Source organism: Paenibacillus odorifer (assembly GCF_000758725.1).
Taxonomy (GTDB): Bacteria; Bacillota; Bacilli; order Paenibacillales; family Paenibacillaceae; genus Paenibacillus_AQ; species Paenibacillus_AQ odorifer.
The window spans coordinates 5,764,952-5,790,084 of sequence record NZ_CP009428.1 but is presented as its reverse complement, the minus strand read 5'-3'; the positions used below and the strand labels follow the sequence as shown (position 1 = coordinate 5,790,084).

At 45.9% G+C, this 25,133-nt stretch carries 18 protein-coding genes; 7 read left to right on the top strand and 11 right to left on the bottom strand.

Translation table 11 applies throughout. The annotated features are described in order from the left end of the window. Window positions 1-5 precede the first annotated feature (5 nt). From PODO_RS30220 to PODO_RS31360, 5 genes are all read right to left on the bottom strand, one after another. Window positions 6-1,928 carry a tetratricopeptide repeat-containing glycosyltransferase family 2 protein gene (locus PODO_RS30220; RefSeq protein ID WP_169744807.1) on the bottom strand — a complete coding sequence of 641 codons (1,923 nt, stop codon included), beginning with the start codon at window positions 1,926-1,928 and terminating at the stop codon, window positions 6-8. Between the two features lie 42 nt (window positions 1,929-1,970). Beyond that, entirely contained in the window at window positions 1,971-3,392 is a 1,422-nt protein-coding gene (locus PODO_RS25245) for a tetratricopeptide repeat-containing glycosyltransferase family 2 protein (protein ID WP_052097304.1), read from the bottom strand. Further along, entirely contained in the window at window positions 3,389-5,434 is a 2,046-nt protein-coding gene (locus PODO_RS25240) for a glycosyltransferase (protein ID WP_038573219.1), read from the bottom strand. The genes PODO_RS25245 and PODO_RS25240 overlap by 4 nt, the downstream gene beginning before the upstream one ends. A 113-nt stretch (window positions 5,435-5,547) precedes the next feature. Continuing rightward, window positions 5,548-6,963, bottom strand: a complete 1,416-nt coding sequence (locus PODO_RS32065) for a DUF6385 domain-containing protein (RefSeq protein WP_244886394.1) — start codon at window positions 6,961-6,963, stop codon at window positions 5,548-5,550. Window positions 6,964-6,991: 28 nt separating this feature from the next. Beyond that, window positions 6,992-7,459, bottom strand: a complete 468-nt coding sequence (locus PODO_RS31360; protein ID WP_143767727.1) for a DUF6385 domain-containing protein — start codon at window positions 7,457-7,459, stop codon at window positions 6,992-6,994. A 254-nt stretch (window positions 7,460-7,713) separates the two neighbouring features. Between PODO_RS31360 and PODO_RS25225 the strand changes: the two genes are divergently transcribed. The 4 genes from PODO_RS25225 (at window position 7,714) to PODO_RS25210 (ending at window position 12,977) form a co-directional block, all read left to right on the top strand. Next, window positions 7,714-8,250, top strand: a complete 537-nt coding sequence (locus PODO_RS25225; protein ID WP_038573218.1) for a hypothetical protein — start codon at window positions 7,714-7,716, stop codon at window positions 8,248-8,250. A gap of 18 nt (window positions 8,251-8,268) precedes the next feature. Next, complete coding sequence (locus PODO_RS25220; RefSeq protein ID WP_038573217.1) at window positions 8,269-8,850, top strand: hypothetical protein; 582 nt, start codon at window positions 8,269-8,271, stop codon at window positions 8,848-8,850. 155 nt (window positions 8,851-9,005) lie between these two features. Further along, complete coding sequence (locus tag PODO_RS25215) at window positions 9,006-9,674, top strand: alpha/beta hydrolase (protein ID WP_038573215.1); 669 nt, start codon at window positions 9,006-9,008, stop codon at window positions 9,672-9,674. A gap of 243 nt (window positions 9,675-9,917) precedes the next feature. Further along, window positions 9,918-12,977: an alpha-amylase family glycosyl hydrolase gene (locus PODO_RS25210; protein ID WP_038573214.1), complete on the top strand. Its 3,060-nt coding sequence runs from the start codon at window positions 9,918-9,920 to the stop codon at window positions 12,975-12,977. Between the two features lie 403 nt (window positions 12,978-13,380). Here PODO_RS25210 and PODO_RS25205 read toward each other — a convergent pair whose 3' ends face one another. After that, complete coding sequence (locus PODO_RS25205; protein WP_244886393.1) at window positions 13,381-14,448, bottom strand: LacI family DNA-binding transcriptional regulator; 1,068 nt, start codon at window positions 14,446-14,448, stop codon at window positions 13,381-13,383. Between the two features lie 84 nt (window positions 14,449-14,532). Here PODO_RS25205 and PODO_RS25200 point away from each other — a divergent pair, with 84 nt between their 5' ends. Beyond that, window positions 14,533-16,233 (top strand): glycoside hydrolase family 13 protein, encoded by a 1,701-nt coding sequence (locus PODO_RS25200; RefSeq protein ID WP_038573212.1) that lies wholly within the window; start codon window positions 14,533-14,535, stop codon window positions 16,231-16,233. A 38-nt stretch (window positions 16,234-16,271) separates the two neighbouring features. Here the strand turns inward: PODO_RS25200 and PODO_RS25195 are convergent, their stop codons facing one another. Further along, window positions 16,272-17,372, bottom strand: coding sequence for a M23 family metallopeptidase (locus PODO_RS25195; RefSeq protein ID WP_036685322.1), 1,101 nt, complete (start codon window positions 17,370-17,372; stop codon window positions 16,272-16,274). Between the two features lie 254 nt (window positions 17,373-17,626). Between PODO_RS25195 and lipA the strand changes: the two genes are divergently transcribed. Then, window positions 17,627-18,532, top strand: a complete 906-nt coding sequence (gene lipA, locus PODO_RS25190) for a lipoyl synthase (protein ID WP_036685320.1) — start codon at window positions 17,627-17,629, stop codon at window positions 18,530-18,532. Between the two features lie 235 nt (window positions 18,533-18,767). Continuing rightward, window positions 18,768-19,469, top strand: coding sequence for a YutD family protein (locus PODO_RS30745; protein ID WP_080742731.1), 702 nt, complete (start codon window positions 18,768-18,770; stop codon window positions 19,467-19,469). Window positions 19,470-20,063: 594 nt separating this feature from the next. On the opposite strand, the gene PODO_RS25180 is transcribed toward PODO_RS30745, so the two are convergent. The 4 genes from PODO_RS25180 to ylbJ all read right to left on the bottom strand — a co-directional run bounded on the left by PODO_RS25180 (window position 20,064) and on the right by ylbJ (window position 25,055). Continuing rightward, window positions 20,064-21,503: a S41 family peptidase gene (locus tag PODO_RS25180; protein WP_051491374.1), complete on the bottom strand. Its 1,440-nt coding sequence runs from the start codon at window positions 21,501-21,503 to the stop codon at window positions 20,064-20,066. Between the two features lie 80 nt (window positions 21,504-21,583). Then, window positions 21,584-22,768 carry a copper amine oxidase N-terminal domain-containing protein gene (locus PODO_RS25175; protein WP_036685319.1) on the bottom strand — a complete coding sequence of 395 codons (1,185 nt, stop codon included), beginning with the start codon at window positions 22,766-22,768 and terminating at the stop codon, window positions 21,584-21,586. Window positions 22,769-22,914: 146 nt separating this feature from the next. Further along, entirely contained in the window at window positions 22,915-23,718 is an 804-nt protein-coding gene (locus tag PODO_RS25170; protein ID WP_038573211.1) for an NAD kinase, read from the bottom strand. 74 nt (window positions 23,719-23,792) lie between these two features. Then, window positions 23,793-25,055: a sporulation integral membrane protein YlbJ gene (gene ylbJ / locus PODO_RS25165; protein WP_038573209.1), complete on the bottom strand. Its 1,263-nt coding sequence runs from the start codon at window positions 25,053-25,055 to the stop codon at window positions 23,793-23,795. Window positions 25,056-25,133: the final 78 nt, after the last annotated feature.

Here is a 25,133-nt window from a genome sequence, read left to right as displayed (position 1 = left end):
ACCGGCTAAGTCCGGCTGGCAGATCTCAGAAGCAGCGCAGAAGAGATATGAGCTGACGGTATCCCTTGCGGATAAACTTCTGCTGCGAGCTGCAGCTTGTAATAAGCGAGGCTCACGGCTGCGGTAGCCCCCCCGACTCTACGCAAAGCGGCTTCATCTTCTATATGAAGGATGGGCACCTCTCCGCAGGAGTAGGCTATCGCAGCGTATAATTGCCACTCGGTACAGTCCGCAGGCGTTTGATATTGAGGAGGCTTGCTGACATAAATAGAGCACCATTGTTTTTTTATGGAGGTGGGGGCTTCGAGTAAACCGTAAAGTAAAGGCTGCGGCAGACTGGACCATTGAAAGGAAGAACCTTGCGAATGCCGATAAAGTGCTAATAAACTATTCCAAGCACCAGTCTGAAGCAGCAATTGTGCTGCATAGTTGAGATCCGAAAGATCAGCTTTAAGCCTATAATTCCCCGCTAAAAGATGATGGATCGATAAAATCCCCGGTCTGTAAGGCAATAGACAGACAAGCCAGCGCATGGCAGACTCAGTATCTCCAATACGGCAAGAGAAAGCCCACAGGTAGCCAAGTACAAAGGATCGGTTGGAAAGATGGGAAGGATCATGAAGCAGCTGTTCAAGCGGTGCGAGTGTCTGAAGATGTTCTGGTTGATTGTTTATTTCCAGAATCGCCTGCAATGCAACCTGAACAGATAAGGGTAACTGGCTGGCTGTAGAAAGCTCAGCTTGCCATTCCGGATCGCGGGCATTGAGCGCTGCGGGCAGAAGATAACTCAAAGTATCAGGGGATAAAGAGTGCAGATGGTTGTGGGTCAATGCTCGTAGCATCACCTTCTCCCCAGAAAAAAGGCTTAGTGGGACAAATTCTTTCCACGCTTCGGTATAATCAGGCTTATGTTGTATGGAAGCCTCGTAATGTCTCCACGCATCCGGGTATTGGTATAACTTCTCACACACTCTCCCGGCTAGTAGTTCTGTTCGATACGTTCCACTGCCCGAGGAAGAAGGGTATTTATGTGCTGTATTCCCGCTCTGAAGTGCTTGCTCCAAGTAGTGCTTGGCTGAGCTGAGCTTCCCTTGTTCCAGTAACAGGAGGGCATAGCTTTCTAATAAATCCGTGAAATCGGGAAAAAGACCGCTCCCCGTACGAAAAACTTCCTCAGCTTCCTGCTTTCGGCCACATAGTTGTAAGGCGTAAGCCGTCTTAAGGTAAATATCTGAGACATAACCGGAAGGGGCTGGAGTGGAGGTGAGCAGCGGAAGGAGGATCTCTGCCGCTTCTTTATATTGTCCCTGCTGATAATACTCTGCCCCTAACGCATAACGAAGAAAAAGATGGTTTGGTTGAAGCCGCAGACCGTTGTTGATAAGTGCTAAATTGCGGTTATATTTATTTTTACGCATCAATTCATCTTCTAAATATCCGTAGTGCAAAATACGCAAATCTGCATAAGCGATCTCCCCCGCTGGAAGCTCCCAAATGCTGCTGGCAATCTCCTCATGAATACTTCCGCGAAAAATAATTCTTTTGTCATTTCTGAATAATCGACAGACATGATCTGTAACAAAATCCGCTTTAGGTATATCACCGACATAGTGGATAATGGGCAGCCAATACCCATGAATATACTCGGCACCAAGCAAGGGCTGGAGCAGATTCTCACTCCAATGATCCACAGCCTCATCGGCATCCAGCACCAGAACCCAAGCAGAAGTTGCATACTCTAGGCTTATATTCCGAGCTTTGGTAAAATCATTTTCCCAAGGAATGTCGATAATCTTTGCACCGAACCTCTGAGCGATTTCTTTACTGTTATCCTCTGAACCTGTATCCGCAATGATAATCTCAGATACTAGCCCGCACACAGAGGATAAGCATTTCTCCAGATGGTTTGCCTCGTTCTTAATGATCATGCAAAGTGTAATATCCGGTGTGGTCATAGGAATACGTCCTTCCTAATCTGAAACTCTGGGCAGTGGAAGTGCGAGCCGCACTCTTTTAGCCGCTGGAGAATAGGGGGTTGAAGAAGAGAGGGAGGCAAGCAGACGATCCGCCAACAAAAGCTCCGAACGCCCTGGGTGATAGGCTGGGTTGAATAACGAGTCATTAGATGAGGGCTGCCCTGTGGTCTTCATCAGCTGTTTTGCTGCCTTATCACATCCCTCAATCTGCAATAAATCTAAGAGAAGTCCGCTTTTAGCAGCTGTGTATTCGGGTAGATGAGCGTGAAGCCAGCCCGAAATTTCATTTTCGCGCTCAGCACATTTTAAGGCTCGGATCAGTCGGGTTATAATGGGCGTTGGATCGGGATGAAGCTGAGCAGCTTTGGTATAACAGGCACAGGCCTCGGTCTGATCGCCTATTTCTTCGCATAACTGTCCCAGCAAATAAAATGTCAAATAAGATCCGAATCCAGACTCGGTATGGTAACCGGAAGGGGCTTCTCCAATGACTAAGGCTTGCAGCAATGCTGTTTTGGCCTCAGCTAGGGCTCCCATTTGAAACAGCAGCACACCTTTGATATGAGCCAAGTCAGGATAATCTGGATGTAGGGTTATCCCTAAATCGCAAGCTTCCAGCGCCGCGTTGAAATCTTTTAATTCTGCCAGGCAGCGGATTTGATATTTGTGCAGCAGATGAACGTAACTTGTGTCGGGCGGAGCTTCGTTAAGTGATCTTTTGATATGCTCTAGAGCCGGTTGATATTCACTAAGCCGCATATATTCAACAGCCATATTGAAATGGTGAAAGGGGTCATTGGGATTTAACTTTAGCTGTTCCTTGAGTAGCCCGACATTTCGTTTGATCTTATCTTTTTTTGCTACTACGCCGTCTGCATAACCGTAATGATGGATGACTACGGTGCTTAAATGCATAGCTGCTTTGGGTGTAGCTTTTACGATCGTTTCTGCAATCTGTTCGTGGATGATGCCGCTGAAACGGTACTGCGGGCGGTTACGGAATAGCCGGATAATCGGATTAACAGTAATGGTCTGTGAAGCTTCGGTTAAACCTTTATGATTATGAATGCGCAGAAAAAAAGCTTCATACTCCAAATGCTCCGCACACAGCAACAGCTCCCCCTTACTTTTCGCATCCAGTTCCTCATCTCCATCCAGAATGAGAATCCATTGTCCGTGGGCTTGCTGAAGACCCGCGTTGCGGGCAGCGGCAAAATCGCCATTCCAAGGATGGTGAACAACTTTAGCTCCAAAGCTTAGAGCAATTTGTAGCGTGGAGTCGGTAGAGCCAGTGTCGACTACTATGATCTCATCGGCGACACCACGTACGCTTTTTAAACATTGGCTTAAGCTATCTGCTTCGTTCTTAACGATCATGCATAGCGAAATCAGAGGTTTTTGGCTTGGCATGTTCATTTGGCTGCCCTCCCCTCGCTCTGGCGGAAGCTCCACTGTGTGTGCCACGGTGTACGATTTAGTAAAAAGATGGATTTATGGATGGCACCAATATCCGTTTGCAGTGGACCGTGGACGTTAGCTGCATCCAAGCTGTTCAGAGCATCCTCCATGCTAAGCTTCGCTTGCTGAAGGTAACAGAGTGCTAAAACCACTCGGGCAGCCTCATGCTCAGGCATTTGCTCCAGCGCTTGTTGAAACCATTCACTGGCTTCCGTGTAATGCCCCTTGTCAAAGACCATCTCACCTATATAAAAAAGAACCTTCGCATCAGCCGCTTGATCGCTAACTAACCTGATAAAATGCTCGCCTGCCGCATTCCTATTCCCTTCTTTATATAATGCTGCGGCTAATTCAGACCGAAAGGTAGGGAACAAATTTACCAAAGCTTCGCTTAACGCGGGCTGGTGTAGTTTTACTGATTGTTCGATCAAATCTGAAATGAATGAGGAATGTAATGTTAATGGATCTACCTCTGCTTCGACGGGATCTACCTTTTGTTGCTGGTGGCACTTCTGAATGTATTGCAGTCCGAAGCGAAGTTCGTCTGGTACATAGGTTAGCAGGTCATTGTGGAATTCTCCAAAAAGCGACCAAGAGCAAATAGCCCAGAGGGTAGCCCACTTTTTCAGATATTCTAAATCATGGTTATCTTGCGTAGCTAAGGAGGCCATTTGTCTTATCGTTGTATAGGCGTCTTCCAGCTTGCCGGTAATGATGAGCGAAGAGATCATCCAATTTGCCGTCTCTAATTCCAAGGGAAAAGTGTCTCGGGATAAGTTAGTGATGGCCTCATTAGCATTTATCGCAAATAAACTGTCAATAATCGCAGCTCGTTGGGCAGCATTAGTTGGGGGGACGAGTTGTATCAGCAAGGTGGCAATCTCCTCATCGGTTACAGCTAAGCGTTGAAAAGCAGAAGCTATTCCCTGCAAGGCAGGCCTATATAAAGAGTGGTGTTGAAGCGCACGGTGGTAGAATCTCGCAGCGTCCTCCTGAAGCTCAAGCCGCTCTGAGATTAATCCTAGTCGATAAAGTGGGCGGAAGGTGTTCATCCCTTGCTCAGATACATATTTTTGATTAACCTGATCTCCAGAAATGGATGCTGCACGCTGATAAGCTTGAAAAGCACGTTCTAACAAACCTTGACTCTCCAAAGATTGGCCTAATAAAAAATGCAGGTCAGAGTAATCCTCATAACGCTCCAATTCAGGCAACAGCAAGGGATCTATGATATTGGTTTTTCCTTGAGCCAGATAAATTTTACAGAGATCTCTAATCATCGTAGGACGGTAGGAAGCTTCAAGTGGCACATGGTGAAGGGTCTGGCGAAGTAATGTCTCTGCTTCCAGAAGACGACCGTCCTGACAGCAGGTGACTGCTAAATTATACGAGTGAAAAGGATCTTCCGGTTGTTCGGCTAAAGCGAGTCGCAGCAGCTGTTCATTGCGTTTGATTTTATTTTTTCGTGCCATGATTTCCGGCATATATCCGAAGTGTTCAATCTCAATATCACTATGCTCAATCGCCGAGATGTTATGTGATTTAAGGATTGCAGCGTCAATTCCTTCATGAATTCTTCCGCTATATCGATAACCCTGTCCATTTCGGAATAAACGAACCGCACTGTGCTTTACCTTATCTTCAGGCCGAACGCCAAGCCAATTATCAATGTGTACTGTAAAAGCCTGAGCTTGCGTGTTTTGCAGGAGGCTGCGGAGTTCCGGAAGTGGAGTTTGTAGGCGTTCATCGGCATCAAGGACTAGAATCCAATCGGTATCCGCCTGATCGAGACCTTCGTTACGTGCTGCAGCAAAGTTTTCTGTCCATTCCCGTTGGAATACTCTAGCCCCGTGCGCTTGGGAAATAGCTATGGATTCGTCAGTAGAGCCTGTATCTATGACCACAATCTCGTCAACACCTGCTACGCTTGTGAGACAGTGGGGCAGAAGATCAGCTTCATTGTTAACGATGAGGTGGACGCCAAGCGTAATATTGTTCACGTTGTTTCCTCCTTGTTACATATGTAGAAGTAGAAATCAGCTTTTGCTATCAAAAGAAAAAGCACATGGATATCCATGCACTCTTTCGTTACAACATATGATGGGCATCTGCATTACGTTCCCTGCGCGTTGAAACTTACATTGATTGTTGAGGCGGCTCCTGCATTCGTTGATTGATAGGATAAGCGTGTATATTTCAGGAATCTTGCCGGAACTATGACATCGATAGAACCTGCTGCTAAAGGATTATCTCCTGTGGTATCGACGAAATAGTTCGTTCCGTCAGCACTGATTTCAACTCGTGTGTTGACTGGGTTAGCTCCAGTGTTATTGATGAAAAAGGAATAGGTCCCCAATACGCTCGTAGTCACTGCTGGCAGTGGAGTATAGGCATTAGCAGTTGCAATACCCGTCGTCGTCTGTTCGATAAAGCTGCGTTGTGAAATAGAGGTCACACTACTGAGTGTACCGGCTGTGATGGTGGCTCCGAGCACGCTGGTAATGGTGCCGTTTAAGAGGTTGGTAACCGTACCTGCTGAAGACAAAGTACCAGCTGTGATGGTGGCTCCAAGTACGTTAGTAATCGTGCCATCGAGAATGTTAGTAATGGTACCTGCTGAGGACAGAGTACCCGCAGTGATCGTAGCTCCGAGCACGCTGGTAATGGTCCCGTTTAAGAGGTTGGTGACCGTACCTGCGGAAGACAAAGTACCAGCCGTAATGGTGGCTCCGAGCACGCTGGTAATGGTCCCGTTTAAGAGATTGGTTACCGTACCAGCCGAAGACAAAGTACCGGCAGTGATGGTAGCTCCAAGTACGTTAGTAATCGTGCCATCGAGAATGTTAGTAATGGTACCTGCGGAAGACAAGGTACCCGCAGTGATTGTAGCTCCTAGCACACTAGTAATGGTCCCATTAAGGATATTGGTAACTGTTCCTGCTGAGGACAAAGTACCAGCGGTAATGGTTGCGCCTAGTACACTAGTAATAGTCCCGGCAGTGATCGTAGCTCCGAGCACGCTGGTAATCGTGCCATCGAGAATGTTAGTAATGGTTCCTGCGGAGGACAAAGTACCAGCGGTAATGGTTGCGCCTAGTACACTAGTAATAGTCCCGGCAGTGATCGTAGCTCCGAGCACGCTGGTAATCGTGCCATCGAGAATGTTAGTAATGGTTCCTGCGGAGGACAAAGTACCAGCTGTGATGGTAGCTCCGAGTACGCTAGTAATAGTCCCGTTAAGAATGTTGGTAACCGTACCTGCGGAAGACAAGGTACCCGCTGTGATGGTAGCCCCGAGTACGCTAGTGATAGTCCCGTTAAGAATGTTAGTAACTGTTCCTGCTGAGGACAAAGTACCCGCAGTGATGGTAGCTCCGAGTATATTGGAAATCGTACCATCTAGGATAATTGTCGTTAGATTTCCGCCTGGATCTGTAGTAAGCGGATGATCAATCAGCGAGGCATCCCGGCCAAAAATAAGCGTTCGTAGATTATCGGGATTAGCTTGAAAAGAGCTGTAGTTAGGCAAAATTCCTCGTCCCTCTCTTATAAAATTGTTAACTCATACCTATAGACTGGGCTTGGACGTATACATCAATTTTGCCTAAACCCGTTGGCTGTTGCGTGGAGGCGGATATCCGAGTCCACTTTAAAAATCTGCTTGGCACTAGCACCTTCATTTCTTTTGCGGCCACGATCTCTTCTGAATCTATAAAAGAATCAAGACTGTTCGGACTAATCTCCAAGCGGACGCTAACAGGGTGGTCTCCTTGGTTCATAACTGCGTAAGAGATCATCGTTTTAGTTCCGCTTTTTTGCCAAGGCAGAGGCGAAATGGAGCTGGAAACGGGGAATCCGATAAATTGATGCTCGGAAAATAAAGGACTGATCGTGACCTTACGGCGGTTTCTTCGACCATTTGGAGGTAGAAAAGGTTGCGGATTTCGAGAGCGATTCCCCTGTGTTTTTTTGTGTTTTATTTTGCTGCGCTTTTTTAGTTCCAGACCGTTATGGATTTCATTCACCTCCTACGGGTTTTCTGGAACCCTATCCATAAAAGGACCCTAACCGTCGTTTGAGCCCTGAGCATCAATAAACCGCAGTCCAATAAGCCGCGAACCGTTAGGGACAATCCTTAGCCATTCGAATGGTGATAATAATATATGGTGAAAAATAAGAGGTGATTGGGCTGCAAAAGCAAAAATACGCACCTTCCCAAACAACCTGTTACTTAGAGCGGCATAAAATAAGATAAGCTCAAGTACGGGGAGGATAGCGCATGCCAAACGATTCAGTATTTAATCAGAGTAGCCAGCCACTCTTTACAGAACAAGTCAACACGTATGTTGCACCTGGTATAGATTCAGCTCCGGAGGGAGGAGCGGCTAAGGCGGGGCTATTGTTTGGAATCCCTTTTACTTCTACGGTAACGACTGCTGCACCGTTAGTTGTTCAGATTAGTAATCCGGCAGGCAGCGGACGTACATTGTATGTATCCCGTGTTGCAGCTAGCTCGGCAACAGCTGCGGTTACGTTATCTCTACTTCGGAACGCTACGGTCACCGGAACCACCGTTACACCGATAAATTTTAATTTTGGAAGTGCGTTAACCAGTGTGATGACGGCCAGAACCTCGACTGCTGCCCCTACGGGAGGTCCGGCCACTCTAGTATCTTTATTACTGGCAGCGGGTCCCGCCATTGTTGACTTTACTGGACAAATCGTTGTTCCTCCCGGAAATTCCATAACCACGTCCATCACGATTGCATCGGGAACTTCAGCAGCGACAACATCTATCAGCTGGTGGGAATATTAGAACTGGGAGGGGATAATCATGCCTAATCAATATGTGTTTAACGACAATGATCAACCTCTTTATGTGGATATGGTCAATACCTTCCAAGCTCCGGATATCAGCGCGCCACCTGAAATAAGTGCTTCGAAGGCTGCGGTCTTGTATTCTACCAACACATCCGTGTCTAGTTTGGTCGTACTTAGTCTTATTTCTGCAATTACTTCTATTCGGATTAGTAATGCTGCTGGCAGCGGAAAAACCGTATATATATCTCGTATAAGCGGCAGTATCGGCGGATCTTCTCTGCTATCGGCTATGTCTGGAAGCTTTACAATTGTCAAAGGGGGGACGTTAACCTCTCCTGCAACCTTGACACCAACAAATAATAATCTCGGAAGCGCGGCTACAAGTGCGATGACCGTTCAATCTTCAACAGCGGCAATTAGCGGGGGGACGACGCTTTACAATTATCAATTAGCCCCAGGCGCTTTCTCACAGAACTTTACGGGCAGCATCATCGTTCCGCCGGGGACTGCTATTTGTGCTAACGTAACTTCATCTAGCTCGGCCGTAGGTTTAACGATTACTTCTGCACTCGGTCTTCTTTGGTGGGAACAATAGAATATATATTTTATTTTGAACCTATAACGGTGGTGAACCTTGACATCATTTGGTTAAGGTTTTACATAGAAGGTTGGAATGAATAGAAAATAAAGGGGATTGGCATTATACAATAAAGATGGAATTCAGTTTGGAATGTGAAAAGAGGGACAATTATGGAAAGTTGTTTATTTATTCATGGCTTTACCGGAGGTGAGCATGAAATCTCTCCCTTGTCCCAGTTTATGGAGCAGCATAATTATCGTTCCAGAACATTTACCCTAAAGGGGCACGGGGGCAGCAGGAATGATTTACTGCATTCGGATCGACATGATTGGCAGCAAAGTGCTGAGGATGAATTAACAGAGCTGTTAAAGACAAATGACGGAGTTCATCTGATCGGTTTTTCAACCGGTGCTCTTATTGCTTCACATCTCTCAGTGCGCTATAAACCTTGGATTAAATCTCTCACTTTGTTGTCTACCCCTGTGTTTCCGCTGAATCCTGTAGAAATTATTAAGACCCTTGCGAGCTTTTCCATGCTAAAAACTTATATTAGTAAATTCAGTTCAACGCCTCCAAAAGCAACTCGAGAGTTCCAGCGACTGGTTCGTGAAAGCTTTTCTGTTTATCCGCATATTGAGACTCCAACCCTGATCGTGCAAGGGAAACGGGATCATCTAGTGAAGACTAGAAGCGCCGATTACCTACGTCATCATATGATCAAGGCGACCCAAAAACAGGTGCTGATGGTCGACAACAGTGGTCATATGGTGTGCCATTGTGAAGAGAAGGACCGAATTATGAATGAAGTCTTGCAGTTTATTCAGAGTACAGGACGTTGAACTCAAACACTAAATATTCAACCCCAAGAGCTTCCGAAATAGGAGCTCTTTTTTTGTTGTGCATTTCAATTTTAAGGCTTGACAACGCGTCTGGTGTCATGGTAATTTTTAGTAGGGAAACCGGTTTCCCTAAAATTCGTTTGTTTCTATGCCAAAAACATCGCTGGAAAGGTCGTTTTTAATCCAAGAAGTAGGTTTTAGTGTGTTATGAATACGCTTTAATAAGAGAGGGAGATGCGCGCGATGAAACGTAAGTTATGGTACGTGCCCGTTCTGATTACATCTATTCTTCTTTCTACTGTGATTAATTTATTCATCTTAGCGCCACAACAGGCAGATGCGGCCAGCATCGGTACGATTAACGAGAATGATACCATTTATCAGATTATGGTTGACCGGTTTAATGACGGGGACTCTTCCAACAATGCTACGGGAGCGGCAATTCGCTATGGCGAGAACTCTGAAGAAGATTTCCGTTATATGAAAGGCGGAGATTGGCAAGGGGTGATCGACAAGCTGTCTTATATTAAAAATATGGGCTACACCGCGATCTGGATTTCCCCAGTGGCGGAGCCGCAAATGACGAATCGGGAGAACAATGGCAGCGGTAAAAATACAGCGTATCACGGGTACAATGTTAAGGACCCTAACGCAGCCAATCCCTACTTTGGTACAAAGGAGAAGCTTAAGGAGTTAGTGGATTCCGCACATGCGGTTGGCATCAAGGTAGTGATCGACGTTGTGCCGAACCATATCGGGGATTATATGCTGGGTACCCAAGCCTACTATGATATCCCTAGTCTGCAGCCAGCAGCTCCTTTTAATAACCCGGCTTGGTATCACCATAATGGAGATATCAACTGGTCTTTGGCAGACGGAAGATACGATCAATGGGCACAGGATTACTTAGAAAATCATGATCTAGGCGGACTGGATGACATTGACTTCGATGTCCCTGCCGCTAAAAAAGCCGTATTTGATTCGATTAAAGGCTGGTTTGACTATACAGGAGCAGATGGTGCACGTGTAGACGCAGCCAAGCTGATGAAGCCGACTGATATTGGTGAACTGCAAAATTATCTGGGGGTTAATACCTTTGGCGAGAATTTTGACGGCAATGCTGAATTTGTCTCACGCTGGGTCGGCAACAACAAGGAGTGGGGCATGCTTGATTTCCCAATGTTCTTCTCCGTTCTAAATAGCTTCGCATATGGGCAGTCTTTTGACTCCAATATTAAAAGCACCTTGGCACAGGATTCCTACTACAACGGAAATGCCAATCACATGGTTACCTTTATCGACAATCATGACCGCAATCGTTTTCTCACAGAAGCTGGAGGAAGCGTAGATAAGCTGCAGAACGCTTTGACTTTTATTTTTACAGTGCGTGGAACACCCGTAGTCTTCCAAGGTACGGAACAGAACAAAGGCAATGGTAATGGACAGATTATGACGGGAGGCATCGCCGATACCTGGAACCGCTGGTCAATGGTGAAACGGGATGCAAACGGCAATGTATTAGAGAATTATTTTAATGAGAATGCCAGCACCTACAAGCACGTAGCCAAACTTAATGAGATTCGGAAAAATAATCCGGCACTCCGTACAGGCACTCAACGTGAAATGTGGTCTGCACAGAACTTATATGCTTTTTCACGTCGTATCGACACTGGAACTAATCTGGGGCAGGAAGTTATCTCCGTATTTAGTAATAAATCCAGCGGCTCGCAGACCGTTACCATTCCACTGCGTGCAGAGAGCAGCTTGGCAGTCGGGACGGTTCTTTATAACCAGTTGAACACTTCGGATACGGTAACTGTACAATCGGGTGGAGCAACTGGCAAGCAGATCACTGTAACCGTGGGTGCAAATGCAGCCAAAATTTATGCAAAACAACAGCTTCCTACAGATACAGTGGCTCCAACTGTACCAACTAACGTGACCGCAACTGTTCAAAATGCATCCAGTGCTTTAGTAAGCTGGACCGCTTCCACCGACAATGTAGGTGTGACCGGATATGAAATTTATCGCAACGGCGTCAAAGTGGGTACATCCGCAACTACTTCATATACGGATAACGGATTATCCGCCAGTACTACGTATGACTATACGGTAAAAGCAATGGATGCAGCAGGCAATCTATCCCTCCTTAGCGCGATTGCTTCAGTGACAACACCAGCGGGGAACAGTGTCACTATTTACTATAAGCAGGGCTATACCTCGCCTTATATTCATTATCGCCCTGTAGGAGGAACTTGGACGACATCACCAGGTGTGGCGATACCTGTCTCTGATGTAGCAGGCTACAACAAAATAACGATTAATATCGGCTCAGCCAGCCAGCTTGAAGCTTGCTTTAACAATGGCAGCGGTACTTGGGACAGTAACGGGGGCAGCAACTATTTATTTAGTGCCGGCACCTGGACTTATACACCAACTGGCAATATTCAATCGGGTGGACCAGTGACGCCGACACCAACGGTAACACCGACACCATCACCAACCGTAACGCCTACACCGACGGTAACGCCGACACCGACGCCAACCGTAACGCCAACACCGACACCGACGCCAACGGTATCGCCAACGTCAACACCGACACCAACGCTAACGCCGACACCAACGCCAACGCCAACGCCAACGCCAACGGCAACTCCGACACCGACCGTAACGCCTACACCAACGCCAACGGCAACACCTGTCGGCAGCACGGCAACGATCTATTATAAGAATGCGGCTTATAGCAGCTCTTATATCCATTATAAGCTCGATGGTTCAACGGTCTGGACGACGTCTCCAGGCGAGCAGCTCCAAGCTTCTGCTTTTACAGGATATAAGGCGGTTACGATTCAGCTGGGCACGGCAGCTGGGCTGACCGCAGCCTTTAATAATGGCAGTGGCACATGGGATAACAATGGCGGCAATAACTATCATTTTGCTGCGGGCACCTGGAGTATGGTGAATGGCAACATCACCGCAGGAGAACCACAAGCGGATAGTGTTACATTCCGAGTAACTGTTCCTGCGTCTACTCCTGTGAGTGGTCCCGTTTATCTCTCCGGCTCTTTCAATAGCTGGAATGTGGCAGATCCGAACTACCAACTGACGAAGGGCAGTGATGGTATTTACTCCATCACACTAAGTCTACCGGCGGGAACAGCAATTCAATACAAAGTTACACGAGGCGCTTGGACTAATGTGGAGGTGAATTCGAATGGATCGGATCTTTCCAATCGAACCCTTACGCCATCAGGCGGTGCACAAACCGTAAATCTGACGGTTCAGCGCTGGAAGGATCTATAAGCTTCATAATATCTACAGCTTAAACACAACAAGGAGCGGCTACCGTATGGGGCCGCTCCTTGGTTAGCAGTATGAAGTTTTTTAATTGCAGAAAGTACAATTAGACTTTCTGTTTGAAGCTGGAAGAAAGATTTAACTGTATTTTGTGCAGTAGAATTCAGGAAAAAGGCTGTTTTTTGCCGATTTCACGAGTTTTGACTGCACAAAGTGCAATTAAATCGAATGTTACCCATCTTATAAGGATTTCTATTGCACAAAATGCAATTAAATCCGATGTAGCCATTTTAGCTACTCAAATTCGATCAAGCTAAAGCAGTTACTCCAGACAATCAAGCCGAATCAGCACGCAGCGCAATAAAGTTCAGTCAGCTACACAAGCTCAATCAAGCTTCCTGCCTCTTCACTAAGTTCCCGCTGGGAACTGGGATCTCATAGTTGACTCACGAGGAATGAGTTCTGGCTCGAGAAGCAAATGCCTAGAGGGTATGTTGTTATTACGAATGCGTTGCATCAGCAGCTCGCCTGAAGATACCCCCAGCTGGAACGTGTCGATATTCAGAGAGGTTAGAGGTGGCGTAGTATAACGGGACAGAGGATATTCATCAAAAGCTGCGATGCCGAGCTGTGATGGAACATGAATATCCAGTGATTTTGCAGCTTGAAGCACCCCGAAGGCAACATAGCTGTTCATGCATACTACGGAGTCTGGTCGATCTTCGCTCTGTAGAAGCTCAAGTGCAGCATGATAGCTCTCATGTTCATCAGCCTTACAATTGATAATCCATTGCTGCTGATCCGCAAGATCTGCTTGCTGCAATGCTTGCAAATATCCACTCAGACGATGGGTATAAATCTTTTCCTGCTGCTGCCCGCCTGTGAAGGCTATTTTGGAATACCCCTGCTTTATTAAATGTGAGGTCAGCATGCTGCCGCCTGCTTCATTATCGAAATCGACCCAGCTTCCGGGAGTCATAATTTCGCCGATGGAGATGTAGGGAAACTCCAAGCGGTTCAGTTCTTCGCAAAGCTCTTCCGTAAGTACGGAGTTATTCGCTATGATTCCGTCGACACGTTTGCTGAATACAAGTCTATTTAGAAAATGTCCTTCCGGACTACTATGCTGCACATTGGAAATAGTCAGCTCGTATTTTAAAGGCGCAATTACACTTTCTATTCCACCGATGATGTTGTAGAAAAACTGGTTTAGAAATTCACTTTCCTTGGACATATCGACCAGGAGACCAATATTACAGCTGCTTTGTCTGGCTAATCCAGTAGCGATACTGCTTGGTGTATAGTTCATCTGCTTCATAATTTCGCGAACTTTGTGTTTCGTTTTCTGTGATATTTTTGGGGAATCGTTTAATACTTTGGATACGGTAGATTTAGCCACATTGGCTGCTTTGGCAATATCAGAAATGGTTACTTTCATTGTCTTCCCCTCATAATCCAGAACGGTATTTGTAACCATAATAACACAAATTTAGCAGTCTCTCTAATCACAAAGAGTCTCATAGATTTAAAGATAAAAGCATAAAAAAGGAGTTTGGAAGTTATGCCTCATACATGGTTTTTATATCATACAAGTGAAGATCCGTTTGCCTATCCTGTGGGTACGGGCATCTTGAAGCTCAGACTGTTCACGCAAGCTGGACAGCAATTATCCTGTACCGTCATCTACTCAGACCGTTATGATTCTCCGGGGCATGAAGTTCCTTTGCAGATGGAGCGGATTGGGTCGGCAGGTGTTTATGAGATACATGAAGCGGTCATTGAGAACCCTACGAAAAAATGCAGATATCTATTCCATGTAACTAATCCTGCGGGTGAATATGTCTGGTATGGAGAGAGAGGGGCGTCGGAGAACCGCGAACGTGCGGGTTCTTTTCAATATGCATATCTCCATCATTCTGAGGCGTTGAAGTTACCTTCATGGAGCATGGATGCAGTAACCTATCAAATCTATCCTAGCAGTTATAACGAAGGGACCTTACAAGGCATTTCTGACAAAATGCCCTACTTGCAACAGTTAGGAGTAAACGTTGTTTATATGACGCCTGTATTTGAGTCTCCTTCAGAGCATAAATATAATACCTCCGATTACTATAAGGTTGATCCAGTATTTGGGGATATGGAAGGATTGAAGGTGCTGGTCAGCCAGGCACACAGGCATGGAATCAAAGTGATTTTAGACGCTGTGTTTAATCATTCGGGAGACCGCTTTTTCGCGTTTAAAGATGTGTTGGCAAAAGGAGAGCTATCTCCGTATAAAGATTGGTTCTTCATTCATTCCTTTCCGGTTACGCAGACGCCCGTACCCAATTATGAAACGTTTGCCAAAGCTGAAGCGCATATGCCAAAGCTGAACATGGACAATCCGGATACGGCGAATTACATGATTGAGGTTGCGAAGTATTGGGTGCGCGAGACAGGGATTGACGGCTGGCGTCTGGATGTGGCCAATGAAGTTAATCCGCGTTTTTGGTCCCGGTTTCGGCAAGAGCTCAAATCTGAATATCCTGAAATCCTGCTGATCGGTGAGATTATGCATGCTTCTGGGCCATGGCTTAGAGGGGATCAGTTCGATGGAGGAATGAATTATGTGCTTCGTGATGCAGTGTTGGAATTTTTTGCGGAACAATCTACGGGGCCAATTCGCTTTATGGAGCAATTGCTCCATCAGGAGGCATTGTATAATGACCAGGCGAATTCGGCAATGTTTCAGTTGCTTGGCAGCCATGATACCCTGCGGTTTCTTACGGCATGTAAAGAAGGTGGGCGTGGTTGGGACCACGTGAGTACCGCTGTTGAACGTATGATGCTGGCTGTTTTTTTCCAGATGACCTATATCGGTATTCCAATGATCTATTACGGGGATGAGGTTGGGATGGAAGGGGCGACAGACCCCCACTGTAGAAAAGCTATGATATGGCAAGAACAAGCTCAGAATGCAGTGCTGCATAAGTGGTATCAACAATTGATTTCTCTGAGAAAAAGCCATGAAGTTCTGCGCAAAGGTTCGTTTCGTCCTTGGTTTACTGATGAAGTTCGTAATGTGTTTGGCTACATACGGGGTGTGGAGCACGAGAAGATAGGGCTGATTATCAATAATTCTCCAAACCCGTACCAACTAGAGCTTAGCCCATATCGAGCTGATAAGAACGAATTAACTGATTTATTGTCTGGAGCAACTTTTAAAAATAATAATAAGCTTACGGTCAGCATTGAACCTTTTGGCTGTTTGATGTTGTATTAAAAAAGAAAAGGCCCCTCTCTAAGGAAAGGGACCTTATTCTAATTTACAGCACTTTTTTTGCTTCTTTTGTTCTTTAAGTCTCTATATTCCTGTTTCTCCCATTGTTTCAGCAACGGAAACGGATCAAAAGCCCATTCGGTAATTCCGCGATCGCGGTAAATGCCAAAATGTAGATGTGGAGGAAATTTTCCTTGTGTTCCGGGATTGCCGTAACCCGAGCTGCCTACCCAGCCAATAATCTCACCGGGGGTGACTATATCTCCGCGAGAAATGGTTTTGTTATATCCAGATAGATGAGCGTAATAATGGTAACGGTTCTCGATATCGCGAATGCCAATTCTCCAGCCGCCGTATCGGTTCCAGCCTTTTGTCTCTACTAAGCCAAAGCAGGTGCTTCGTACTGGCACTCCTTGAGGTGCAAATAAATCTGTTCCTTCATGGATACGTGCTCCGCCCCAGCTTCTTCCAGTACCCCAAGTGCTACGATAAGAATAAAGGTTACTTAGGGGAAGCGGGAAGGCATTGCCGGATAGGTCCAGCCGTCCAAAATGTTCATATAACTTCGCGAACTGGGTGATGCGCTGCGAGGCGCGGCCATTGTGATAATACTCCCAGACCCCGATACTGAAATCACTAGCGGATTGTCCATACTTCAATAAGTGTCTAGCCATACTATACAGAACGTCCGCATCATTCTCTGGATCAGCAATGCCGTCTCCTGAGCCATCACTGCCAAAACCATCAAAGAAGCTAATGGATTTCGGGGAAGTATCCCCTTGATCCGGATTAAGTGGACCAGCCCATACCGGTGCCGGGATTTTTATGGCTGTAAGGCGCGTGGAGACAGGCTGCCCTGAGGCTCCCTTTTTGGCGAGCGTGCGTTCATATTGATCAATGGCTGCGAACCTAAACCAAGGGATACCAGTAGCTGCGCTCATTTGCTCATAAATCTGTCTACGGCCAGACCATTGCGCTTCTTTGCTAGCACTAGCGGGATCCCCGCTGCTCATCACCGGTTGGATAGTAGGCCGCGCTACAGCTGCTGCAACGGGAAGGTTTAAACCACCCCAAAGGATAGCGGCCGCGGACAGGCATAACAGGGTTCTCCGGTTTTTAATATTTTTAAATAGGGCCAGCAAGATAACAGCCTCCTTTTGTCCGGGCATTAAATTGAATGTAGTCACTTCGGATGAAGCTTTTTTATAGATTGGTGCAAAATACTACTTTTTATCCGTTCTTGTCTAAAGGTACCAGAAAAATCTCGCTGGAAACTCCAGATGATACACCCTGCATATTTCACAAAAACAGGCAATTGTAAATCGCACATGTTATAATATGAGGCAGCAACTTTCATCTGCAGCATCACATTCAGGAGGAAGCGGGGTTTATCATTTTGTCTAATAAAACAGCAAAGCAACCTAAACCGGATTGGATTAAGATTAAGCTAACTACCGGTGACAACTATCAGGAAATCAAAAGCATGATGCGTTCCAAAACTTTACATACCGTATGTGAAGAAGCTAGGTGTCCGAATATTTATGAATGCTGGGCAAACCGTACGGCTACCTTCATGATTTTAGGTGATATTTGTACACGCGCATGCCGTTTTTGTGCAGTAAATACAGGGATGCCTACAGAACTGGACCTGCAGGAGCCTGAACGTGTAGCTGAAGCTGCAGAGAAAATGAATCTTCGTCACTGTGTGGTGACTAGTGTGGCCCGCGATGATCTTGCGGATGGTGGCGCTCAGATTTTTGCTGAGACGGTCGCGGCGATTCGTAAACGCCTTCCGTTATGTAGTGTTGAAGTGCTTATTCCAGACTTTTTAGGAGACCGGAATAGTCTTGAGATTGTCATGAACAGTAATCCAGACATTCTTAATCATAATATTGAGACCGTGGAACGGATGTCAGATCGTGTACGGGCTAAAGCGAAGTACCCTCGTTCCTTGGAATTGCTGCGCAGAGCCAAGGAAATGAAACCAAATATTCCAACCAAATCGAGCATCATGCTTGGTGTCGGTGAAGAGTGGAATGAGATTTTACAAGCAATGGATGATTTGCGAGCCGTAAATTGTGATATATTGACTTTAGGACAATATTTGCAACCCACTCCAAAACATTTAAATGTCGAGAAATATTATCCACCGGAGGAATTTGCACTGTTGAAGGAAGAGGGAATGAAGCGTGGCTTCAGCCATGTGGAATCAGGCCCGCTAGTTCGCAGCTCTTATCATGCGCATGAGCAGGTGAAGTCTGCAGCTCAAGCTCGCGAGGAGCGTGCGGTTTCTTCTAGCTAATTATTGCTTTTCTGTGGTTTAATTCACGGAGAATGTTAGTAAGAGGAGGAAGAGCGACAGCGTTCTGAAATCTCTGCTCTTAGGTTACCCATAAAAATCGTTGATTTGCGTCATTGGAGGGGAATATTGGAGCTGTAGGAGCGGTTCGAGAACAGCGACCGAAAGCCCAATATTCCACATAGATGGTGGTATAATCAACGTCATGATTCCCAAAGAAAGGCAGGCGGCAAAAGGTTTGATCGTAATAGGCGGAAAAGGCTATGAACTTATGTTGGATCATAAGGATGGTTGGAATCCGGAGGCATTTCGCGGGAGATATAGCGAGGTGCTGGAAAGATACGACTATATTATCGGTGACTGGGGTTACAGTCAGTTGCGTTTGAAAGGTTTTTACCGGGACAACCATCCTAAGGTGAATCGGGATACAGCGATTTCGGGTATGGTTGATTATATTAATGAATACTGCAATTTTGGCTGCGCTTATTTTGTGCTGCATAAATTGAAAGAGGTACCACAAGAAGGCATGTTCAAGGATATTTTGATCAAAGAAATACCAGAGCCGAGTGATGAAGAGGCCTTGGAGCAAGAATCGGAAGCTAGTGATGAAGCGGCTGCAGATAAAGAGTTTTCTGCTAAAGAAACATCCTCTAAGCAAGGCTCGAATCACTCATTGGCATTTAAAGAGATGACTTCTTCTAAGGACAATATGGCGAAGGATAGACCTGTGAGAGAACATCAGAGCCGAAATCACCGGGGCAAGGATTCACAGGGCAAGAAATCCAAAAAGGATTTCCAAGGCAGACCGCCACAAGGTCAGTCTCAGAAGCCCCAAAACACACCAAAACCTCAAAGCGCTCAAAACAACCAGAACAATCAAAACAATCAAAATAATCAAAACAACCAGAACAATCAAAACATAGAAAATTCACAACCTTAATGATGAAAGCTGAACCATAAGTAGAGTCCTTCTACGAATGAGCCAGCTTTTTTTCTTATAAAAAATAGCAGAGCACCGTTTCTCCCGGTACTTGGAGATCGCTGCTCAGTGTTGCTGTGTGTTGCTCAGTGTTGTGGTGTTGCTCAGTGTTGCTATGCTGCTCAGTGTTTCTGCTACTCTGTGTTGCTCTGTTGCTCTGTTGCTCTATACTATTAGTCGTTGGCTGCTTGACCCAGCAGTTTCATCATCCCCCGAGGCTTAAGGACCCAGATGCCGTTATTTGCGAATTTTCAGCCTTTTGAGCAGGGTTTTGGACTCCAATGATGCTATTCGTTAGAAAGAGGGGAGTAATTATGGTGTCTTTTATACCAATAGCGACTATGGGGTCCGATAGCATAACAAATATGGATTAATATTGCGATTAGGGTCATCCATGTCCGATAGGTGCTACAGATGTTTCGTAGGTGCAAATATTATCAAACTAAACAAAAAACAGGAGTTGTCCCAACGGCCATTTCATGGCTTATGTGACAGCTCCTGTTTTTACTCATGGGTGCTTGATTCAGCAGCTTAATGATTAGCTAGATTAAGGATCTATTTTACAGATAATTTCAATTGTTTCTGTGTTGCATTGTAACTCCATACAAGCGCAGGGAACTTCTTCTTAAAGGCATTTAATTCAATGAAGGTCTCGCCGTTCTGAGAAAGCGCCTCTTTGGAGGACAACGTAAAGCCGGTCGCTTTACCTGTCCCGTTCGTTACGATGACTTTTTTGTTCTTGGCATCCCATGTGATGTCGCCTTCGATCAGTGCACCTAGTACGAGCGAAGAAGCATAAGTCTTATCTCCTTGCTTTATTAGACCCACATTACCAGCAAAGGCAACCCCGTTGACATTCAAGATATGATGATCACCGGAAACCTCAATGCTTTTCATTCCTGCAATCTGTAGAGCGGTAATCAGCTGCGCAGTTTTGCCTTTAACCTCAATATCCGGTGCAAGCCCGATGTGATTAAAGTCTTCTTTATTTGGAGTTAGGTATTTCTGCGTAGTCAGCTTCAGCATGTCTCCATTGGACATTGGAAGCAGGCTCTGAATACGTGCTTTGCCGAAAGAACGAGTGCCTACGACGGTAGCGAGCTTATTGTCGCGTAATGCGCCAGTAAGCGCCTCAGAAGCGCTGGCAGTGTACTCATTCGTTAGAATAACGACGGGTACGCCTATTTTGCTGCCACTGGTAATCGTTACTGGAGTAAGTGCTCCGGTTTGATCGGAGGTATACATCATGATGCCTTTATCCATGAAATTGGAGACAATGTTGTATGCTGAATCCATATAGCCGCCTAAGTTGTCACGCAAATCAAGCACCATCGATTTCATACCTGCTGCACGCATCTTTTTCAGCATAGCGGCAAATTCTTCATCGGAATTCTGTGTGAAACCACTCAGTGTGATGTAGGCTATCTTCTGTCCAACAATAGTTCCGGTAACAGAAGTCGAGCTGATTTCATTTCGGGTTACACGAAATGATTTAGTCACTCCATTCCGGAGCACCTGCAGAGTGACCTTGGTGCCTGCGGCTCCGCTTAACTCGTCTCCTTCGGTCTCTTCAACGGGGATTCCGTTAATTTTGACTATCGTATCACCGCGTTTCAGACCTGCTTGTTCTGCAGGCGAACCGGGTGTTATGTCTTCGATGTAGAGTTCTGTTGCGGTATATTGCAATCTAACACCAATACCAACGTATTCCAGATCAACATCATGTTCAAATTGTGCCGCTTCCTCGGTATTGAAGTATTGGCTATAAGGATCATCCAGGGTGTTCACCATGCCGTCAATGGCTCCACGAATCAAAGTATCCTTATCTACACCGGAGAGGTTATAGTTCTCCAGAATATTCATGACTTCATTGATAAGATCACGGTTATCTGTAGATGCCTGAGCGGCATCGGCAGCAGAAACTACTGGAGCAAAAGTTAGGGATAAAGCCAGACAGCTGCCTAGAAGTGCACTTATTACTTTATTGGATTTCATGGAATCATACGCCCTTTTTATATAATTTATAAGATAAGAAAGTATACACTGCACGAATTAACTTTCTGTGACGTATGGTTTTAGGATTTCACAAGTTTGTAGTAAACGCTATAGGTGTTATCAGTAGTCCATACCCCGCTATCCGACTTGGATAAAATGAAGATAGTGCCTTGCTCAAAAGTTTCCTCTTCACTGGCATCTTTCTCTTTGTTTTCCACATAAATAGCTGCTTCTTTGGCGCTAAAATAGTAGATATTTGAAACGCTTGGAGTATAAGTGACGTCGTATGAAGTAAAGAAATCTTCCAGATCTTCCTTAAGGGAGGTATCATATTCTTCTCCGTATGAAGTCATGGTGGAAAGAACAGCCGCCGGATTTTGTTCATTCATAGCTTGATAATATTTGGTGATATTACCTTTGATGGCATCCGCATCATTTTGAGGAATGTTAGCTGCTGTTTTTAGAGCTTGTTCACGAGTCAGCAGTATCACGGAGCTTTGGGATTCCACAGATGATATTTTCCAGCTTCCATTCTTGCGGACAAGTGTATACATGTATTCGTCCTCTGTATCTGGCGTATAGGCCCCACCTGTCCGACGAGAGCTTTCCAATGTATAAACAGTAGCGTCATCGCCTGTAATATCAATGATTTCCAAACTTTCAATAGTATTTTTTATATCAAAAATCTCAAAGGATGCATTGAGATCCGCCACTGACTCCGCATTAGAGGATTCTGAATCCATAAGGGAATAGAAGCTAATCGCTTTTTCTTCATTAAAATACTTATTAGACAAACGGATTAATGCTGTAATTGCTGCTTCGTCCTTATCTTTGGATACTGGGGTGGTAATTTGCACGCTTCTGCTGGTTGAATTCCAGACGGCTGTGCCTCCGGTTGCCTCTGCGATAAAACGTAAAGGAATGTATGTAGTGCCAGCTGAGGAGACTGGTGCGGTGGTCAGTTTTTTCACGGTTCCGTTAACGGTTGCACGGTTGCTGCCAATTTTCAGGCTGATCGCCAGATTTGAACTTTTACCTGTTACTGTTCCAGTCTTGGCATCCCAAAGCACCTGCAGTCCAAGCTTTTCGAAGATGACCCGGAAAGGGACAAGTACAGAATTGTTCGCTAAGTAAGGGGTTCCTGCGGTAAAGGAAACCTTACTGCCGTTGATATAAACATCAATCGGTTTTGAAGCAGCAAAAGCCGGGACCGCCAGTATCAGGGCCAGAAGACTTATGCTCAAGAGGGATAATAATTTTTTCAACAGTACTCTCTCCTTTTATGTAACTCTTTGTAAAATAGCCTCATTATACCATTTGATTTCTCTCTATGTCTATCAATTGGTGTTAGTTTTGTCACACCAAAAAGAGCCGGAGATATTGAAATCTCCAGCTTTTTGATCCCCTGATCTCAGACTAAGAAAGCTTCACGGACACGGTTCCAGAACGGAAACGGACGATATCTTGCGAAGCTGACTTTTTTGTCTGAAACTTGACAGCGTACTGAAATCAGGTCATCAACAGGAATGTTGTTATGATCTACGGTGAGCAGCAAACGCTGGTTTTTACATGAAAAAATGTCACAATGATGATGCTTTGGCAGTAGTAGCGGCGAGCCCATTGTCCGGAATACACGGTTGTTAATAGACGCGATTTCGGCAATCTGCAGCGCTTCTATTGAAGGGTGAACCATAGCGCCCCCTAGGCTTTTGTTATAAGCTGTACTGCCAGAGGGAGTTGAAATACAAAGTCCATCGCCCCGGAACATTTCGAAGGTGACATCGTTGATGTCGATTTGGATCATTATAGTTCCATCCACCCCTTTAAGGGTAAATTCGTTGAGGGCAATGTGAGACGAAGATCCCGATTTTTTGTGAATCTCCAGCTCTATTAATGGATATTTCACAATACGCGGTTTCTGCGGCTCAGATTCACCGGTTCCGCACATATAATCGATTAAGGTGGGCAGCTCTTCTGCTTGCCAGTCCGCATAGAAGCCGAGGTGTCCTGTGTGCACACCTACAAAGGCTAAGTTGGGAATCTGGTCGATAAAGGTATGAAAAGCGTGCAGCATTGTGCCGTCTCCACCTATCGAGATGACGATTTCCGGAGACTCGGCATCCAGTTGCAAATCCCGCTCCGCCGCCAGCTTGTGAAATTGCTCGGCAAGTTTGATTGACAGCTCATCACCGCGGTCCAGAACATAATATCTCAAGATGTACAAGCTCCTTTATATAATTCCGTCATACACCGATCATAATCAATCTTGCCCCGGAACACAATATGTAATCAACTTCGGCGCATCAATCGGAGCATTGCCATAAAGGCAGGGATAAGCAGTGACACTAGAAGAGCAGCGGCTAGTATAAGACTCAGTAGAGCTAGACTGGCAGTGACACCTGAGGCTGATGGTGTAAAGGCAGTGGAGGCAGGCAGAGAGACCCAGGCAGAAGACAATCCTGATCCCATCACAGGCTTCCATAGCACCACCACGAGACCTGCTGCGAGTATGGCATGTATTAGTCGTGCAGTTAAGAACGGCAGATAACGCAGCCCGGTACCGTTCAAAATACTGGCGACTTGGGCATGTACAGATAATCCGCCCCAAGAGAGAATAAAGGCAGCTGCTGCGACCTTGAATTGAAGCGGGATGGAAGAAGCGGCTTCACCAGCAGAACGAGCACCTATGGTGACCTCGAACAATCCGCTGATCAAGGCCTGAGCTAATTCGGGAGGCCCTCCAACAAGGGAGACGAGAGATCCGGCCAGGCTAAATAGTGAGGGCAGGATTCCGGCACGGGCAAGCAGCTCCATTAGCACGTTGAAGAATACAACCAGACCCCCTACGACAATAATAAGCTGTAGCGAGGATTGGATCGCTCCTTTTAACAGCTCCCCGAAGCTCCGTCTATCCTTGCGCCGGGCTTCGGACATCGCAAGGAGTGCGGCATGTATTCTGCCGAATCCTTGTTTTGCTGGAGCAGAGGGGGCGTCAGAACTACTTTTTGTTGGGTCTTGGGTGGGAGTCTTTTGTTCCTTACGTCCATGAAATGACATTAGGAGACCAACCATTAAGCCACTTCCGTAGTGGGCTAGTGCCAATATTAGCCCCAAAGAAGCATCGCGAAAGAACCCAACGGATACCGCCCCTAGTAGAAAAATAGGATCGGAGGAGGTTGTAAATGCTACAAGGCGTTCACCTTCGATTCTGCTGATCAGCTTCTGCTCCCGCAGCTTAGCGGTTAATTTGGCTCCAACGGGATATCCTGATACATATCCCATGGCCGCGACAAAACCACCGCTGCCAGGTATACCGAAGAGGGGGCGCATCAGTGGATCAAGTAAAGCGCCGAAGAGATGGACAATGCCTAAGCCTAGCATGATTTCAGAAATGACGAAGAATGGAAACAGTGAAGGGAAGAGCACGTCCCACCAGATGGCCAGGCCACGTAAGGCTGCGGCAAGAGATGCTTCAGGATGAAGTAACATCAGCAGCATACAACCAGCCAATATGAATCCCAGCAGCGGGCCGCCAATCTTTTTAAAAGTCATAATTAACGCCTCCTGGTCTATGGTTAGATGTATGCAAAAAGAGGGACAAACAGCACAAAAAAATGGAGAAAGCGGTTA

What these genes read in the sequence shown, in the direction of transcription:
- PODO_RS25205 (WP_244886393.1), bottom strand. Translation starts at nt 14,448, where the DNA reads ATGGTTACAAATACCGTTCTGGATTATGAGGGGAAGACAATGAAAGTA.
- PODO_RS25220 (WP_038573217.1), top strand. Translation starts at nt 8,269, where the DNA reads ATGCCTAATCAATATGTGTTTAACGACAATGATCAACCTCTTTATGTG.
- ylbJ (WP_038573209.1), bottom strand. Translation starts at nt 25,055, where the DNA reads ATGACTTTTAAAAAGATTGGCGGCCCGCTGCTGGGATTCATATTGGCT.
- PODO_RS25215 (WP_038573215.1), top strand. Translation starts at nt 9,006, where the DNA reads ATGGAAAGTTGTTTATTTATTCATGGCTTTACCGGAGGTGAGCATGAA.
- PODO_RS25180 (WP_051491374.1), bottom strand. Translation starts at nt 21,503, where the DNA reads ATGAAATCCAATAAAGTAATAAGTGCACTTCTAGGCAGCTGTCTGGCT.
- PODO_RS25210 (WP_038573214.1), top strand. Translation starts at nt 9,918, where the DNA reads ATGAAACGTAAGTTATGGTACGTGCCCGTTCTGATTACATCTATTCTT.
- PODO_RS25200 (WP_038573212.1), top strand. Translation starts at nt 14,533, where the DNA reads ATGCCTCATACATGGTTTTTATATCATACAAGTGAAGATCCGTTTGCC.
- PODO_RS30220 (WP_169744807.1), bottom strand. Translation starts at nt 1,928, where the DNA reads ATGATCATTAAGAACGAGGCAAACCATCTGGAGAAATGCTTATCCTCT.
- PODO_RS25245 (WP_052097304.1), bottom strand. Translation starts at nt 3,392, where the DNA reads ATGAACATGCCAAGCCAAAAACCTCTGATTTCGCTATGCATGATCGTT.
- PODO_RS25225 (WP_038573218.1), top strand. Translation starts at nt 7,714, where the DNA reads ATGCCAAACGATTCAGTATTTAATCAGAGTAGCCAGCCACTCTTTACA.